The organism is Umezawaea sp. NPDC059074 (assembly GCF_042738955.1).
Taxonomy (GTDB): Bacteria; Actinomycetota; Actinomycetes; order Mycobacteriales; family Pseudonocardiaceae; genus Umezawaea.
The window spans coordinates 61,331-76,398 of record NZ_JBHYHC010000037.1 but is presented as its reverse complement, the minus strand read 5'-3'; the positions used below and the strand labels follow the sequence as shown (position 1 = coordinate 76,398).

The 15,068-nt window shown below is 70.8% G+C and carries 11 protein-coding genes; 2 read left to right on the top strand and 9 right to left on the bottom strand.

What is annotated here, in order from left to right; all coding sequences use genetic code 11:
- The 5 genes from ACFWW9_RS19015 to ACFWW9_RS18995 all read right to left on the bottom strand — a co-directional run.
- Positions 1-2,785, bottom strand: a 2,785-nt coding sequence (locus ACFWW9_RS19015) for a M14 family zinc carboxypeptidase (RefSeq protein WP_390379052.1), incomplete at its 3' end; no start/stop codon positions are given.
- A 975-nt stretch (positions 2,786-3,760) separates the two neighbouring features.
- Positions 3,761-5,404: an alpha-amylase family protein gene (locus ACFWW9_RS19010; protein WP_390379049.1), complete on the bottom strand. Its 1,644-nt coding sequence runs from the start codon at positions 5,402-5,404 to the stop codon at positions 3,761-3,763.
- The gene (locus ACFWW9_RS19005; RefSeq protein WP_390379046.1) at positions 5,401-6,360 is read right to left on the bottom strand and encodes a TIGR03885 family FMN-dependent LLM class oxidoreductase; all 960 of its coding nucleotides are present in this window, start codon (positions 6,358-6,360) and stop codon (positions 5,401-5,403) included. The genes ACFWW9_RS19010 and ACFWW9_RS19005 overlap by 4 nt, the downstream gene beginning before the upstream one ends.
- A 90-nt stretch (positions 6,361-6,450) precedes the next feature.
- Positions 6,451-7,665: a glycosyl hydrolase family 8 gene (locus tag ACFWW9_RS19000; protein ID WP_390379043.1), complete on the bottom strand. Its 1,215-nt coding sequence runs from the start codon at positions 7,663-7,665 to the stop codon at positions 6,451-6,453.
- Positions 7,666-7,811: 146 nt separating this feature from the next.
- Complete coding sequence (locus tag ACFWW9_RS18995; RefSeq protein WP_390379040.1) at positions 7,812-8,324, bottom strand: FxsA family protein; 513 nt, start codon at positions 8,322-8,324, stop codon at positions 7,812-7,814.
- Between the two features lie 181 nt (positions 8,325-8,505).
- Here ACFWW9_RS18995 and ACFWW9_RS18990 point away from each other — a divergent pair, with 181 nt between their 5' ends.
- Complete coding sequence (locus ACFWW9_RS18990; protein WP_390379037.1) at positions 8,506-9,888, top strand: KamA family radical SAM protein; 1,383 nt, start codon at positions 8,506-8,508, stop codon at positions 9,886-9,888.
- 6 nt (positions 9,889-9,894) lie between these two features.
- Here ACFWW9_RS18990 and ACFWW9_RS18985 read toward each other — a convergent pair whose 3' ends face one another.
- Entirely contained in the window at positions 9,895-10,458 is a 564-nt protein-coding gene (locus ACFWW9_RS18985; protein WP_390379055.1) for a TetR/AcrR family transcriptional regulator, read from the bottom strand.
- Positions 10,368-11,996, bottom strand: coding sequence for an FAD-dependent monooxygenase (locus tag ACFWW9_RS18980; RefSeq protein WP_390379034.1), 1,629 nt, complete (start codon positions 11,994-11,996; stop codon positions 10,368-10,370). Before ACFWW9_RS18980 ends, ACFWW9_RS18985 begins: the two co-directional genes overlap by 91 nt.
- Before the next feature lie 284 nt (positions 11,997-12,280).
- Here ACFWW9_RS18980 and ACFWW9_RS18975 point away from each other — a divergent pair, with 284 nt between their 5' ends.
- Complete coding sequence (locus tag ACFWW9_RS18975; RefSeq protein ID WP_390379031.1) at positions 12,281-13,066, top strand: hypothetical protein; 786 nt, start codon at positions 12,281-12,283, stop codon at positions 13,064-13,066.
- Between the two features lie 3 nt (positions 13,067-13,069).
- Here the strand turns inward: ACFWW9_RS18975 and ACFWW9_RS18970 are convergent, their stop codons facing one another.
- Together ACFWW9_RS18970 and ACFWW9_RS18965 are read right to left on the bottom strand one after the other, a co-directional pair.
- Entirely contained in the window at positions 13,070-13,504 is a 435-nt protein-coding gene (locus tag ACFWW9_RS18970; protein ID WP_390379028.1) for an OsmC family peroxiredoxin, read from the bottom strand.
- Between the two features lie 123 nt (positions 13,505-13,627).
- Positions 13,628-15,037 (bottom strand): amidase, encoded by a 1,410-nt coding sequence (locus tag ACFWW9_RS18965; RefSeq protein WP_390379025.1) that lies wholly within the window; start codon positions 15,035-15,037, stop codon positions 13,628-13,630.
- Positions 15,038-15,068 lie beyond the last annotated feature (31 nt).

Below are 15,068 nucleotides of genomic sequence, written 5' to 3'. Positions count from 1 at the left end.
CCGACTCCAGCCCGACGCCGAGCACGACCGAACGCTTGCGGGAGATCGCGGCGCTGAGCTTGAGCACCGCGCCGGACTGCTTCCACTCCGCGGTGCCACCGGAACCCGGCGCCACCGTCGAACTCCAGGGGCCGAGCGTGGACTCGAAGTCCGCCTTGTCCACGGTCGTGCCGCCGACGACGAGTTCCGCGTCGTCCACGAACACGCCGCGACCGCCGCTGCCGAAGTCGCTGACGTAGGCCACGGCGAACTCGACCCGCTTGCCCGCGTACGCGGACAGGTCGACCGACACCTGCTTCCACCCGCCGCCGCTGCCGGTGACCCGGTTCCACGCGCCGCTGGTGCCGCTGGGGGCGCAGCTCGTGCCGGACACGGTCAGGTAGTGCGTCAGGAACGGGTGCTCGGTCAGCAGGCTCGCGCAGTCGTCCGGCGCGCTGGTCGTGGTCGTGCCGGACGTGTCCGGCAGCGTGGTCCACGCGTCCGTGCCCACCTCGTGCGCCTCGATGATCGCGCTGTCGAAGCCGGGCTCGGTGTCGTAGGAGAACGCGAACCTCACCTTGGGTGCCTGCGCGGCGGTGACGCCGGTCAGGTCGACGGTGCGGGTCAGGCGGCTGTAGCTGTTGTCGACGTGCCGGACGGCGGCGAACCCGCTGCCCGTGAACGGCTCGAACGGTCCGACCAGGCCGCCGTAGGTCGCGGCGGAGGCGCTGGCGAACTGCGGGAACTTCGCGACCGGCAGGGTGTCGGAGATCGAGGCGAACCCGGACGCCGCGGGAGGGTTGACGAACGACCCCGTGACGCCCGCGAGCGCGCCGGTGCCCGTGAGGCCGGTCGGCGGGCTCAGCCTGGTCGGCGAGTCGACGCCGAGCCAGTACTGGCCGAAGTCGTCGACGTTGACCCTGGTCGCGTTGAGCGGCTCGGTGACGCCAGCCGCGGCCCCGGCCTCGACCAGCTTGCCGCCCTCGTTGAGGTAGTCGCGGACCTCCAGGGTCGTCGCCGCGCCCGCGGTGTGGCCGCCGACGGCCCAGACGACCGCCTTGAAGTGGCCCAGCACGCCGAGCGCGTCCGGCGTGCCCTGCGTGGCCACGTTCCACACCGCGGCGTACGGGTGGCCCGCGGCGGCCAGGGCGTCGACGTAGGCGGCGGTGTTGCCGGTGCCGCTGCCCTCGTCGGCGACCACGAGCACGTCGCCGTCCGCGCGGTCGGCCACGGTGTAGGTCGTGTGGGCGCTGGTGACGGTCGAGCCCGCCGCGGTGCCGGTGTACCAGAGGTCAACGACGTCACCGGGCTTCGCGCCCTTCACCTGGCCGCGGTACTCGTCGTAGTAGAGGTTGTTCGCGCCGCCGTAGACGCTGCCGCCCGACCACGGGGTGATCGCGGCGGTGACCTCGACTCCTTGGCCGACGCGGTAGTGCAGGCGCTTGTCGCCGAGGCTCTTGCGCGCGGTCACGGACACGGTCTGCGCGCCGGTCTCCGCGTAGGAGGTGCCGAAGGCGTTGGGCGTGAACGGGGCGGCGGGCAGGCCGACCGAGGACACCGGGTTCTCCGGGTTCGGTGCGGACCGCGCCACCGACAGCGCGAACGGCAGGTTCTTCACGAACTCCGCCTGGATCAGCTTCTCGCTGTCGGGGAACTGGAACGTGCTGCCGCAGTCCTGCGGCTCCCACTCGTCGGTCGGGTCCGCCGCCGACACGGTCTGGCAGCTCGCCATCTCGTCGGCGATCATCAGGACCTTGTTGACGTTGTGCGCGTAGCCCGCCGAGTCGCCGTTGGACGTGGAGATGTCCGAGGTGACCTGGGGCCGCACGCCGGGGATCGCCGGGTGGGCCGGGTCGCCCGCGAGCGCCTTGTAGAGCACGTCGTCAGGGGTGGGGGTGGCGGTCTGCCAGCCGACGCCGTAGAGCAGCACCTGCGCGGCCGAGTGGTAGTTGACCGCGATCTTCGGCCTCACCCGCGCCTCGAACGCGCTGAGCGCCTTGGTCTCCGGCTCGGAGTCCGGGCCGGGGCCGCGGTAGAGGTCCGAGGCCTGGTCGGGCGAGGACCCCTCGTCGTCCCAGCCCCAGCGGTAGCCGAAGTTGCGGTTGAGGTCGACGCCGTCGCCCACGGCGATCTGGCCGTCGCCGTTGTTGTCGCGGAGGTTCTTGCGCCAGTTGCGGGCACCTGGGGCGCCGGAGAAGGTGTAGTCGTAGCCGTCCGGGTTGGCGACGGGGAGGAACCACAGCTCGGTGGTGTCGACGAGCGACGTGACGGTGGAGTCCTGGCCGTAGGCGTCGACGACGTGGTGCATGAGCCTGCGGGTCATCTCGGGCGTGATCCACTCACGGGCGTGCTGAGCGCCGAGGTAGAGGGTGCCGGGACGAGCGCCGTCCGGAGTGGACGCGGCGTTCTTGGTGACCTTGACGGCGAGGATGTCCTGGCCCTTGACGGTCTTGCCGAGGGACTCGACCTTGGCGAGGGTCGGGTGGTCGCGGGCGAAGTCCCGGAGTTCCTGAGCTAGGCCGGTGAGGCCGCTGTAGGGGCGGAAGACGTGGTCGCCGGCCGGGGCTGTGGTTTTGCGTTCGGTCAGGGTGATGCCGGCTGCTCGTGCTTGGGTGGCCTGTTTGGTGGTGAGTTGGACTTCGACGGTGCCCGTTGCTGCGTCTGCCAGTTCCTGGGTGTCGACGCCTGCTCTTGCCAGGGCTGGGAGTTGGGCGGGGGTTAGTGTGGCGTCCCACGTCTTGATGACGTCGGGGGTGGCGGTGGCTGTGGGGGTGACGCCGACTGTGACCAGGCAGATTGCTGCCACTGTCGCTAGTGCTCTTCTCATCAAAACCCTTTCCCACCCTTGCCGCTTGGGCGGCACTGGAAACGTTCAGGTCTTGATCACCATATGGAGGGGGATGGGTGGGGGTGGGGTCATTCCTTGGTGGGCGGCGAGAAAGAGCCGTCTCAATCCTGTTGGGCCGATTGGGCCTATTGCGGCCGCCGGGATGCTGTGGTCGTCAGGCGGCCGCCGGTGGCGTTGTGGTCACCGGGCGATTTCCGTAGTTGGTGTGGCCGATTTGACTTGGGGACCCCTCATTTTGACCTTGATCGGGCCAAAAGGCAGTGCCCCAAAGCCCTGCCCGATCTCCAATTTTAAGGCCAAAATCCCCAAGTAAAATCGGCCACGGTTGCGTGCGGCCCGAAGCGTTCCGTAGCAGGTCAACAATTCACCGCAGATCCCATAGAGGGCCACCAGGCGGCAGTCAGTCCCTCAGTGGGCCACCCATCAACCGTCAATTCCCCAGCCCCAGCCCCCACCCCAATACCCGAACCCCGAGCCCTCAATCCCACCCCACAGCCCGGCTTACGGCCAGCAGCCCCCCGGCCAACCCCCTCCCTAAATTCCAAGCCCACAGCCTGGCTTTCCAGCCCCAACCTTCAATCACCCTCTCACCCTCTCACCTCTCCCCTCTCGCCTTCTCCCCCTCTCCACTCTCGCCCTCCCGCTCACTCGCTCGCCCTCTCCCCGCTCGCCCACTCGCTCGCCTTCTCAATCGCTCACCCGCTCCCCCGCTCGCTCACTCCTTCTCCCCTCTCACCCGTTCCTTCCCTCACACTCCTTCGCTCTCCTGTTCTTCTCCCTGACTCCCTGCCCTTCTCCTTGTCTCCCTTTGTTCCCTTCCCCCCTTCCCCCTTCCCCTGCCTCTGCCTCTGCTCTCTCAATCTCTTCCTCCCCCGGACACGCATGTGGCCGACTGTCTACAATCGACAGTCGGCCACATGCAATCACGTTTGGTCAGGTGAGGCGGAACCAGCGGCAGCCGTACGGCTCCAGGGAGACCTTGGTGTTGCCGCTCTTCGGGATCCTGGTCTTTCCGTCCTGCAACAGGTCTTCCGCTGTCGTGAAGTCCGTCAGGGGCAGGATCACCTCGGTGGTGCTGTCGCCGAAGTTGTGGACCGCCACCACCGTGCCGTCCGAGTCGCAGCGGTGGGCCAGTACGGCCGGGTCGTCGGTTTTCAGGATTTGGAACTTGCCCCAGGCCAGTTCGGGGCAGTCGCGGTAGCGCTCGACCAGGAGTCTGATCCACGACAGCAGGGAGTTCGGGTCGCGGTGTTGGGCTTCCACGTTGACGTGTTTGGGGCCGAACTCGCCGGTGACCACCGGGCCTGGAAGGGACTTCGCGGGGGCTGTGGAGAAGCCGCCGTTTGTCGTGGCGTCCCACTGCATGGGGGTGCGGACGGCCAGTCTGCCTTCCGCCGCGAGGTTTTCGGCCATGCCGATCTCCTCGCCGTAGAACAGGACCGGGGTGCCCGGCAGGGCGAAGAGGAGGCTGTAGACCATGCGGATCCTCCGCTGGTCGCCCTCCAACATGGACGGCAGTCTTCTACGAAGACCCCGGTCGTAGAGCTGCATGTCGGGGTCCGGGCCGAAGGCCTCGAAGACCTCCTTGCGCTCGTACTCGGTGAGCTTGTCCAGCGTGAGTTCGTCGTGGTTGCGGACGAACGTGGCCCAGTGGGCGTCCCTCGGCGGCTGGGGGCGTTCGGTGAGGGACTTCGCCAGGGAGCCGGAGTCCTTGCGCGCCAAGGAGAGGTACATCTGCTGCATGCCGATGAAGTCGAAGCACATGGTCAACTCGTCGCCCACGCCCTCGGTGTTGCCGAAGAACTTCATCGTGTCCGCGTACGGGAGGTTCACCTCGCCGAGCAGCACGCCCTCGCCGTTGCGACGGTTGAGGAACGCCCTGAGGTCGCACAGGTAGTCGTGCGGGTCCGGCAGGTTGCCCTTGTCGGCCTGGCCGTCGGTTTCCAGGAGGAACGGGACCGCGTCGACGCGGAAGCCGGACAGGCCCAGCTCCATCCAGAAGCCCATGACCCGTGCGATCTCGTCGCGGACCTCCGGGTTCGCCACGTTGAGGTCGGGCTGGTGGCGGTAGAAGCGGTGCAGGTAGTACTGCTTCGTCTTGTCGTCGAACTCCCAGAGGCTGGTCTCCTGGTCCGGGAACACCACGCCCTGCGGGCCGTCGGCCGGCGGTTCGTCGGCCCACACGTACCAGTCGCGGTGGGTCGCGTCCTTGCTGGACCGGGCGTCCTGGAACCACGGGTGCTGGTCCGAGGTGTGGTTGACGACCAGGTCGGCGATGACGCGGATGCCGCGATCCCTCGCGGTGCGGATGAACTCCACGAAGTCGCCGTGGGTGCCCAGTCGCGGGTCCACGCCGTAGAAGTCGGTGATGTCGTAGCCGTCGTCGCGGTCCGGCGACGGGTAGAACGGCATGAGCCACAGGCACGTCACGCCGAGCTTGTGGAGGTGGTCGATGCGCTGGGTGAGGCCCTTGAAGTCGCCGTGGCCGTCGCCGTCGGAATCCGCGTACGTCTCGACGTCGAGGCAGTAGACGACGGCGTTCTTCCACCAGACGTCGGAAGTGTTGGTGAGCTTCACGAGCGGACCTCCGGGAGTACCTTCTCGGCGAAGGCGTCGATGAACGGGTGCAGGTCCTGGCCCACGTGGTGCAGGTACAGCTCGTCGAAGCCGAGGTCGGCGTACTCGCGCAGCCACGCCGCGTGCCTGCCGAGGTCGGACGAGATGTTGACGACCTCGCCGACCTTCTCGGGGGTGACGTCGGCCGACGCGGTGTCGAACGCCTCGGCGGTGTCGAGGTCCCAGCAGACCGGCGGCGGGAAGACGTTGCTGCGCCACTGCTCGTGGGCGACGCGCACGGCCGTGTCCTCGTCGGCGTCCCAGCTCAGGTGGACCTGGAGGTGCAGCTTGCCGCGGCCTCCCGCGTCGCGGTAGGCGTCGACCATCTGCCGCAGGTGGTCCTTCGGGGCGTTGACGGTGATGAGGCCGTCGGCCCACTCGGCGCACCAGCGGGCCGTCTCGACGCTGACGGCGGCGCCGATCAGCGGTGGCGGTTCCTCGGGGCGGGTCCAGACCTTGGCGCGGTCGACGGTGACGAGGCCGTCGTGGCTGACCTCCTCCCCCGCCAGCAGGGCGCGGATGATGTCGACGCACTCGCGCAGCCGGGCGGTGCGGAGTCCCTTGCGGGGCCACACTTCCCCGGTGATGTGCTCGTTGCTGGCCTCGCCGGTGCCGAGCGCGGCCCAGAAGCGGCCGGGGTACATCTCGGCGAGGGTGCCGATGGACTGGGCGATGATCGCCGGGTGGTAGCGCTGGCCGGGGGCGTTGACCACGCCGAACGGCAGGCTGGTCGCCTCCAGCGCCGAGCCGAGCCACGACCAGGCGAAGGTGGACTGGCCCTGGCGTTCGCTCCACGGCGAGAAGTGGTCGGAGCACATCGCGGCGTCGAAACCGGCCTCGTCGGCGTGCCGCACCGCTGACAGGGACTCGGACGGGTGGACCTGTTCGTGGGAGGCGTGCACTCCGTACAACGTCATGGGACTGCGGGTACCCCGGACGTGTCCTTTTTAGGCCTGAACGCGCTGATGGCGCGCGCCGGGGGTTCGGCGCGCGCCATCAAGCCGTCATCACGCCGCGACGTAGTTGCCGGTCAGGATGATCAGGACCTGCACCTGGATGCCGGTGCCGTAGTAGTCCGTGCTGTCCAGCGTGGTGTTCGAGATCCGCGTGAACAGCTTGTCCAGCCACGCCTGGCTGCCGGGGTCGCTCATCGCGGCCACGGCGAACGGGGCGGTGAAGCAGGGGTGCTCGCCGGACTCGGTCGCCGCGCCCGCGAGGGAGTAGCCGCTGCCGATCTTGGCCGGGTCGCTGCCCGTCTTCGACTTGATCCAGGTGGTCATCTTCGCCACCTGGGCCTTGGCGGCGCTGTCGGACACGGTGATCGCGTCCACGCCGAGCCGCCACGGGTCGCGGCAGGCGTTCCAGCTGTACTTGCCGTCGTACGAGCTCTCCAGGAAGTTCGCCGGGGCGGGCTTCGGAGTGCTGTTGGTGTTCACCACGAAGTCGGGCAGCAGGCCGGTGCTCGGCGCGTACTGCGACTGGAGCTGGGAGACCGCGGTCTCCTGGCGGGTGCGCACCTGGTCCCAGAACGAGTCGCCGGTGGCGGCCTTGAACGCGCGGAGGTGTCCGGGCATCCAGTCCGACGAGCGCGAGCTGTTCTTGTACTGCGCGTCGTTGCCCCAGTCGCCCAGCAGCGGGAACTTGGTGCTGTTGTTGACTTCCGCGCGCTTGATGCCGTTGATGATCCGGACGGCCTCGGCCTTGTAGTTGTACGTGCCGGTGCTGCTGCCCCACTGCTTGTCGGCGATCAGCAGGCCGTAGGCGATCTCCAGGTCGCCGTCGGTCGCCGAGTCGCTGCCGTTGACGCTCTTGCAGTTGGAGTCCTGCTCGGCGGCGTGGAGGTCCTTGTCGTTGACCGACGGGTGGGCCTTCACGAACTTGAGGATGCCGTCGAAGATCTTGCGCGCGTCCGGGTCCTTGGTGGCCATCAGCGCGGCGATCGTCATGCCGTACCCCTCGCCCTCGGCGACGAAGGAGTGGTCGGCGTCCTTGGAGAGCACGGCGTAGGTCCCGCTGCCGCACTTGGTGGTGAGGAAGTTCGTCTTCCAGAAGGCGTAGTACTTGGAGAGCGCCGCGTCCTGGACGGACTGGGAGGCCGAGGGCCGGATGGTGCCCGGCACGTAGGCCGTCGCTCCCACCGCGGCGGTCGCCCCGCCCGTCGTGCCGATCACGCTTCCGACCAGTGCGACCGACACCGCGATCGCACGTACTGCTCTGTTCATTCGTTCCTCCGCAAGGGGAAGCGGTGGCGGCGGAACGGAGCGTGGCAGACCCGTGGACGGGCGGTCAATAAGTTAGGAAACTTTCCTTCCGATTAAGTGGTCTAGTTCTGTTGTCATCCGACAAAACGGACAAATACTCGGTATCGCTAGGCCAACTCGGGTCGACTACCGGGCCGCGGCTCGGGGTCCACCTGGACGTCCACGACCGCTCCGTCGACCACTGCCCCGTCCACCACCGCGCCGTCCACGACGACCCGGCCCGCGGTCTGCGGCCTGCCGTACTGGTGGTTGAGCACGGCGGTGGCGGCGCGCTCCTCGGAGCGGCGCGCGATGCGGCGGCTGATGAGCCTGCGGGTCGGCGGGAACAGCAGGAACAGCGCGGCCACGTCGCTGACGAAGCCGGGCAGGATGATGAGCGCGCCCGCGGCGGCGATCAGCACGCCGTCCGCCACCTCCTGGTGCGGCGCGCGCCGGGTGCGCAGCGCCTCGGAGAACGACGCCATCGTGCGGGAGCCCTCTCTGCGCAGCAGGGCCGTGCCGATGACCCCGCCCAGGATGAGCAGCCCGATCGTGGCGAGCACCCCCACGGACTTGCCCACGGCGATGAGGGTCCCGATCTCGACGGCCATGCCGACCAACAGCAACAGGAAGACGCGCATACCCCCTCAACGCGCAAGTCGGTCAAAACGCTCCCGCGGCCCGACCCGGCTTCCACCGGACGGGGTGATGCTCGCCGTTGACCGCCGTTACACCGTCAACACACCCTCGTGCCGCAATATTTACGTCGAACTAGCGGTGTGACAGGATATCTTCACGCGAACCAACCGGTAGGGAGCACGTATGACTGCGCTTCACGAGGTCGTGCCCGCGTCTGAGGGCGTCGACCACCAGCCGTACACCTACGTGCGCAAGGAACTGGTGGAGCCCGACTGGCGGCGCTTCCCCGGCTGGAGCCACGTCACCGACGCCCAGTGGCGCGACGCCCAGTGGCAGCGGGTCAACTGCGTGAAGAACGCGAAGCAGCTGCGCAAGATCATGGGCGACCTGCTGAGCGAGCACTTCTACGACGAGCTGGCGGCCGACCAGGCCGAGCTGGCCACGATGTCGATGCTGCTGCCGCCGCAGATGCTCAACACGATGGCGCCGAACGCGGCGCCGGAGGACTTCACCGACGCGTTCCTCGCCGACCCGGTCCGCCGCTACATGATGCCGGTGCGGTCCGACCGCGACCCCGAGTGGCCGAGCCACCCGCACTCCGAGCGCGACTCGCTGCACGAGGCCGAGATGTGGGTGGTCGAGGGCCTGACCCACCGCTACCCCACCAAGGTGCTGGCCGAGCTGGTGTCGACGTGCCCCCAGTACTGCGGGCACTGCACCCGCATGGACCTGGTCGGCAACAGCACGCCAACGGTCCAGAAGCACAAGCTGCTGCTCAAGCCGGTGGACCGGCAGGACGAGATGATCGACTACCTCAAGCGCACGCCCGGCGTCCGCGACGTGGTCGTCTCCGGCGGCGACGTCGCCAACGTGCCGTGGCCGCAGCTCGAGTCGTTCCTCATGCGCCTGCTCGACATCGACACGGTGCGCGACGTCCGCCTCGCGACCAAGGCGCTGGCGGGTCTCCCCCAGCACTGGCTCCAGCCCAGGGTGGTCGAGGGCCTGGAGCGCGTGGCGCGCACGGCGTCGCGCCGGGGCGTCAACCTCGCGATCCACACGCACGTGAACCACGCCCAGTCGGTGACGCCGCTGGTCGCCGAGGCCGCGCGCACCGCGCTGGAGGTCGGCGTCCGCGACGTCCGCAACCAGGGCGTGCTGATGAAGGGCGTCAACGCCACCCCGAACGACCTGCTCGACCTGTGCTTCGCGCTCCAGGGCGAGGCGAACATCCTGCCGTACTACTTCTACATGTGCGACATGATCCCGAACGCCGAGCACTGGCGGGTCGCGGTCTGGGAGGCGCAGGCGCTCCAGCACGCGATCATGGGCTACCTGCCGGGTTACGCGACGCCGCGGATCGTGTGCGACGTGCCGTACGTGGGCAAGCGCTGGGTGCACCAGCTCGCGGAGTACGACCGCGAACTCGGGATCTCGTACTGGACGAAGAACTACCGGACCGGCATCGAACTGGCCGACCCGGAGGCGTTGGACCGCCGCTACCCGTACTACGACCCGATCTCGACGCTGGGCGAGACCGGTCAGGCGTGGTGGTCCTCGAAGGCCTGACCGCGGTCAGTCGGACGGCCCGGCCACGTCCCGCGGGGCGGTGGCCGGGCCGCGGTAGCCCGCCAAGCGCAGCAACGCCCGCAGCCTGCGCTCGACCTCGGCCGCGGTGAGGTCGGTCGGGGCCAGCAGCACCATCCCGACCGAGCCCGCGAGGACGTCCTGGACGGCGTCGGGGTCGGTGCCCGGCGGGAACAGGCCGTCGGCGACGGCCTGGCGGAGCACGGCGGCCACGGCCTCCTGCCGGGGCCGCAGGTAGCGGGCGGTGTAGGCGTCGACCAGCGCCGGGTGGTCGACCGACGCGCCGATCACCCGCGCCATCAACGCGCGGAACCGGGGACTGCTCAGGAGTTCGGCGGTGGACGTGACCAGGCCCTCGACCGTCGGCGGCACGCCCGCGTGCCGGGCGGCGTCCGGGTCGCGCGCGTGTTCCAGCGCGGCCGTCAGCAGGTCCTCCTTGGCCTGCCAGCGGCGGTAGACGGTCAGTTTCGCGACTCCCGCGCGCCGGGCGATGGCCTCGATGCTCGCGCCCGCGGCGCCGCGTTCGACGAAGAGGTCGAGCGCCGCGTCCAGGATCGCGTTGTCGTTGCCGGGGTCGCGGGGACGGCCACCGCGCTCCGCTCGGGCCACAGCACCTGGGTCAGCCATGCCGACAGCTTCTCCGGTGCCGCCCGGCCACGCCAAGCCAGGTGCCCGTCCGGGCGGATCAGGAACACCTCGCGGCGGGTCGGTCGGACCGGCGTCAGCGCCGTGACCTGGCCGAGGTGGACGGCGGCCGCGGCGGCGTGGGCGGCGGGGTCGCGGGCCAGCACCACCCACGACCCGGCGGTCGCCGCGTGCAGCGTGACCTCGACGCCGTCGTACCGTCGGCAGGCCACGTCCGGGACGCGGTCCCCAGGGCGTGGACCGGTGGTCCACCACGGGGTCCCGGGGGCGAGCGGACCACCGCGGTAGTCGATGCCGAGCTGCGACGCGGCCAGCCACAGGCGGCGCTGCACGAAGCCCAGGCGCAGGGCGGGCACGACCAGCCGGTCGCGGACGACCCGCTTCCAGCGGGTGTCGGGCAGCATCACGTCCACGGCCGTGCTGGTCGCCGCCAGCACCTTCGCGGCCAGCGGGCGGCGTTCGGCCTCGTAGGTGTCCAGCAGCCGTTGGTCGGCCCGTCCGGCTGAGACCAGGACCAGCTTCCAGCCCAGGTTCTCCGCGTCGCCGAGCCCGGTGTTCTGGCCCTGGCCGCCGGACGGGCTCTGGATGTGGGCCGCGTCGCCCGCGAGCAGGACCCGGCCGCGCCGGTAGGTCTCGGCGAGCCTGCGGTGCACGCGGAACTCCGTGGCCCACCGGACCTCCGACACCGTGTCGGCCGCGAGGCCGCTGCGGCGGGAGAACTCGCCGAGCACCCGGTCGACGACCTCCTCCTCGGACAGCGCCTCGGGCAGGTCGGGCGGGGCCTCGCTGAAGACCCGCCACACGTCGTCGGGCAGGGACGTCACCGACAGCACGTGGCCGACGTCCATCCACGTCGTGCTGCCGTCGCGGTCGTAGGGCCACCGGGCCCGCACGTCGACCATGAGCATCCGCTCGAACAGCTGCCTGCCGGGGAAGCCGATCCCGGCGGTCTTGCGGACCGCGCTGTGCGCGCCGTCGCAGCCGACCAGCCAGCCCGCCTCCACGGTCCGCTCGCCGCCGTCGGACCGGAGCCGCGCGACCACGCGGTCGTCCGCCGTGCGCGCGTCGACCAGGCGGGTGCCCCAGTGGATCACGCCGCCGAGCGCGGCGAACCGGGCCCGCAGCGCGCCCTCCACCTCTGCCTGCGAGACGAGCAGGGCCGGTTTCGCCAGTACGGTCTGCCCCGCTCGCAGCCGCAGGACGGTGCGACCGCCCTCGACGTAGTCGAGCGTCAGCAGGGAGCGGGAGCGGGCGAGCAGGTCGCCGAGCGCGCCGAGGCGTTCCAGCACCTCCACGCCGCGCGGTTGCAGGCCGAGTGCGCGGGAGGTGGTGGCGGGTCCGTCGGCGGCGTCGACGACGTGGACGGGGATGTCGTTCAGGGCGAGGTGGACGGCGAGGGCCAGGCCGGTGGGACCCGCCCCGGCGATGAGCACGGTGTCGGTCATTTAGCAAACGGTACGGTACCGATTACTAACCTGTCCGACGTTTCGGCGAGCGGACCGGGCGAAGTGGAAGGGGCGGTCGTCGGAGGAAGCCGACGGCCGCCGCCATCCAGTATCCCGTATCCAGGGGCTGTCCGGTGCCGCCGGCTTTTCGGGGTGAACGGCGAAACCGAAACGCCCACGCAGAGGCACGAGTCCAGGAACACGCGGTGGCTCGGCGGAGGGGTTCGAGTAACGGCGTGGGCCCGTCCGCGATCCCCTGGGCAGGGCGTCTGGGGGGAGACATCGTGACGATCACCAGTACCCGTCGGATCGGGGCGTGGTTGGCACCGCCGGTGGTGCTGGTCGCCGTCCTGCTCGGGGTGGCGGCGCTGGTCGCGCTGGTCGCCCCGAGCAGGGTCACCGACGGCGTCTACCAGGTGCACGTGGACGGGATCCTGATCACCACCGAGTCCCTGTCGTGCCACCGGGCCGGGGAGTCGGCGACCTGCGTGGTCCCGGTCGGCGGGCGGGACCTGGAGATGACCGTCGTGTGGCCGGACCCCGGCAGCTGCACGGCCTCGCACGGCGGCCGGGAGGTACCGTGCATGGCAGTACTCGGCGACTACGGGCACGCCTCGCCGACCGTGCTGATCGACGACGGGCTGGGGTTGTCCGAGGCGGACCGGGCCGGGTGGCAGGACGCGGTGCCGTGGTGGCGGACGAGCGACGGGCCGCTGATCGCGGGCGCGGTGCTGGTCGGCTTGCTCGTGGCCGCTTCGGCCGTGGCGACCCGGCTGCTGGGCGGGGGCGCCGGGCTCGGCCGGTGGCGGGTCGCGGCGGTCGGGACCGGACTGCTCGGGCTGGCGCAGCTCGGGGCGATCGGGGTCGTGACCGCGGCCGTCAGCCCGTGGACGCTCGTGCTCGCCCCGCCGTCGCTGGTCGCCGCCACCGCCGTGGGGGTGTGGCAGTGGTCGGCGGCCGGGCCGAACGGCGGCCGCTGGGGACGGGTGGTCCTCGCGGCCTCCGCCACCGCCGTCTACGCGGCGGTGGCGGTGTTCGTCCTCCTCCTGCAAAGCGGGTTCATCGACTAGGCGTCACACGAGGGCGGCGTCCAGCGTGATCGTGGTGCCCGCGAGCGCCTTGGTCACCGGGCAGGTGCGCTCGGCGGTCGCCGCCAGTTCGGCGAACCGCTCCGCGTCCAGGCCCTCCACGTCGGCGCGCAGCGTGATGGCGATGCCGGTGATGGCGAACCCGCCCTGCGGGTCCGGGCCGAGGGTGGCCTCGGCGGTGACCTCGATGGAGCGGGCGACCAGCTTCTCGGCGGCGAGCGTGCCGGAGAGGTTCATCGCCAGGCACGACGAGTGGGCCGCGGCGATCAGCTCCTCGGGGCTCGTCTGGCCGTCCGGGTTGCCCGAGCGGGTCGGGAACGAGACGTCGAACCGGCCCGCGTGGGACGACGCGAACTCGACCTGCCCCTTGCCGCGCATCAGGTCGCCTTCCCAGCGGGTGGTGGCGATGCGACTGGTCATGATGTCCTCCTGGCGTGACGAGCGGTGTTTGTGCTGCTCAGTCAACCGTTCGGAGCGCGGGAAGCCGATCGTGCGAACACGGGAACCCGTAGGTGGCGGCGGCCCGATGGGTGCACCTTCTCCTCATGCGAACGAGGGAGGGCGGTCCGACCACGGGCGGGCCCGTTCGAGCTGGGCGGCCAGGCCCAGGACGGTCTCCTCGGCGTGCGGCCGCCCGATGAGCTGCACGCCGATCGGCAGGCCGTCCGGACCGAGCCCGGCCGGGACAGAGGCCGCCGGGTTGCCGACGACGTTCCACAGGGTCAGGTACGAGGTGTACTTCTGCGCTCCCAGCAGGGTAGCGAGCCAGCTCGCGTCGAACAGCTCCCCGACGCGCAGCGCCCGACGCGGCGTCACCGGGCTGAGCAGCACGTCGACCTGGTCGAACACCCGGTTGACGGCCACCTCCATCCGCTCGCCGCGGCGGCGGGCGGCGGCCCGCACCGAGCGGGGGATCCTCCTGCCCACGGCGGCGAGCGTGCGGGTCCTCCGAGACAGGGCCTCCGGCCGGTCGATCGCCGCGACCGTGTCGGCGAGGCTGCCCAGGTGCAGAGGCGCGTAGCTGAGCATCCCGGTCGGGTCGGCCTGCGGAGGTTCGACGGGGACGACCACGTGCCCGAGTTCGGTGAGCAGGCGGGCCGTGGCCAGCACGGCGTCCCGGACCGCGGGGTCGAGCGTGCCGCCGACCGGCCACGGCCGCAGCGACAGGCCGATCCGCAGGGTCGCGGGCCGGTCGACGGAGGCGGCGAACGGGCCTGACGGCGAGCGGGCGGCGTGCCGGTCGCCGTCGGCGGGGCCGTGCAGGACGTCGAGCAGCGCGGCGGCGTCGGCGACGGTCCGGGTGATGGGGCCCGTGACGGCCAGGCCCGCCCAGAACTCGGCGTGCGGCGCGAGGGACACCCGTCCGCGCTGGGGCTTCAGCCCGAACAGGCCCGTGGCGGCGCTGGGCATCCGGATCGAGCCGCCGCTGTCGCTGCCCAGTGCCGCGGCCGCGAACCCCGCGGCGACGGCCGCCGCCGATCCCCCGCTGGACCCGCCCGGCGAGTGCTCCCGCGACCAGGGGTTGCGGGTGGGGCCGGCGGACTCGGTCTGGGTGAACGGCCACAGGCACAGCTCGGACGCCCTGGTCCGACCGATGATCACTGCACCGGCCCGGCGCAGGCGGGCCACGGTCTCCGCGTCCCGCTGGGCGATCCTGGTGACGGCGTCCGTGCCGAAGGTGGTGGGCAGCCCCGCGAGGTCGGTCTCCTCCTTGACCGCGATCGGCACGCCCAGCAGCGGCGCGTCCTCCCCCGCGGCCCGCCGCTCGTCGGCGTCGGCCGCCTCGCGCAGCGCCGCGTCGGCGAACACCAGCCGGAACGCGTTCAGGTCGCCGTCGAGCCGCTCGATCCGGTCCAGGTGCGCGGTGACCAGCTCCACCGACGTCACCCGGCCCGACCTCAGCAGGTCCAGTTGACCGAGCACACCGGCGAAGCACAGGTCGGAGTCCGTCATGCCCCCCTCTCTACCCTGGACCGACCACTCG

What these genes read in the sequence shown, in the direction of transcription:
- ACFWW9_RS18965 (WP_390379025.1), bottom strand. Translation starts at nt 15,037, where the DNA reads ATGACGGACTCCGACCTGTGCTTCGCCGGTGTGCTCGGTCAACTGGAC.
- ACFWW9_RS18980 (WP_390379034.1), bottom strand. Translation starts at nt 11,996, where the DNA reads ATGACCGACACCGTGCTCATCGCCGGGGCGGGTCCCACCGGCCTGGCC.
- ACFWW9_RS19000 (WP_390379043.1), bottom strand. Translation starts at nt 7,665, where the DNA reads ATGAACAGAGCAGTACGTGCGATCGCGGTGTCGGTCGCACTGGTCGGA.
- ACFWW9_RS18995 (WP_390379040.1), bottom strand. Translation starts at nt 8,324, where the DNA reads ATGCGCGTCTTCCTGTTGCTGTTGGTCGGCATGGCCGTCGAGATCGGG.
- ACFWW9_RS18970 (WP_390379028.1), bottom strand. Translation starts at nt 13,504, where the DNA reads ATGACCAGTCGCATCGCCACCACCCGCTGGGAAGGCGACCTGATGCGC.
- ACFWW9_RS19005 (WP_390379046.1), bottom strand. Translation starts at nt 6,360, where the DNA reads ATGACGTTGTACGGAGTGCACGCCTCCCACGAACAGGTCCACCCGTCC.
- ACFWW9_RS18990 (WP_390379037.1), top strand. Translation starts at nt 8,506, where the DNA reads ATGACTGCGCTTCACGAGGTCGTGCCCGCGTCTGAGGGCGTCGACCAC.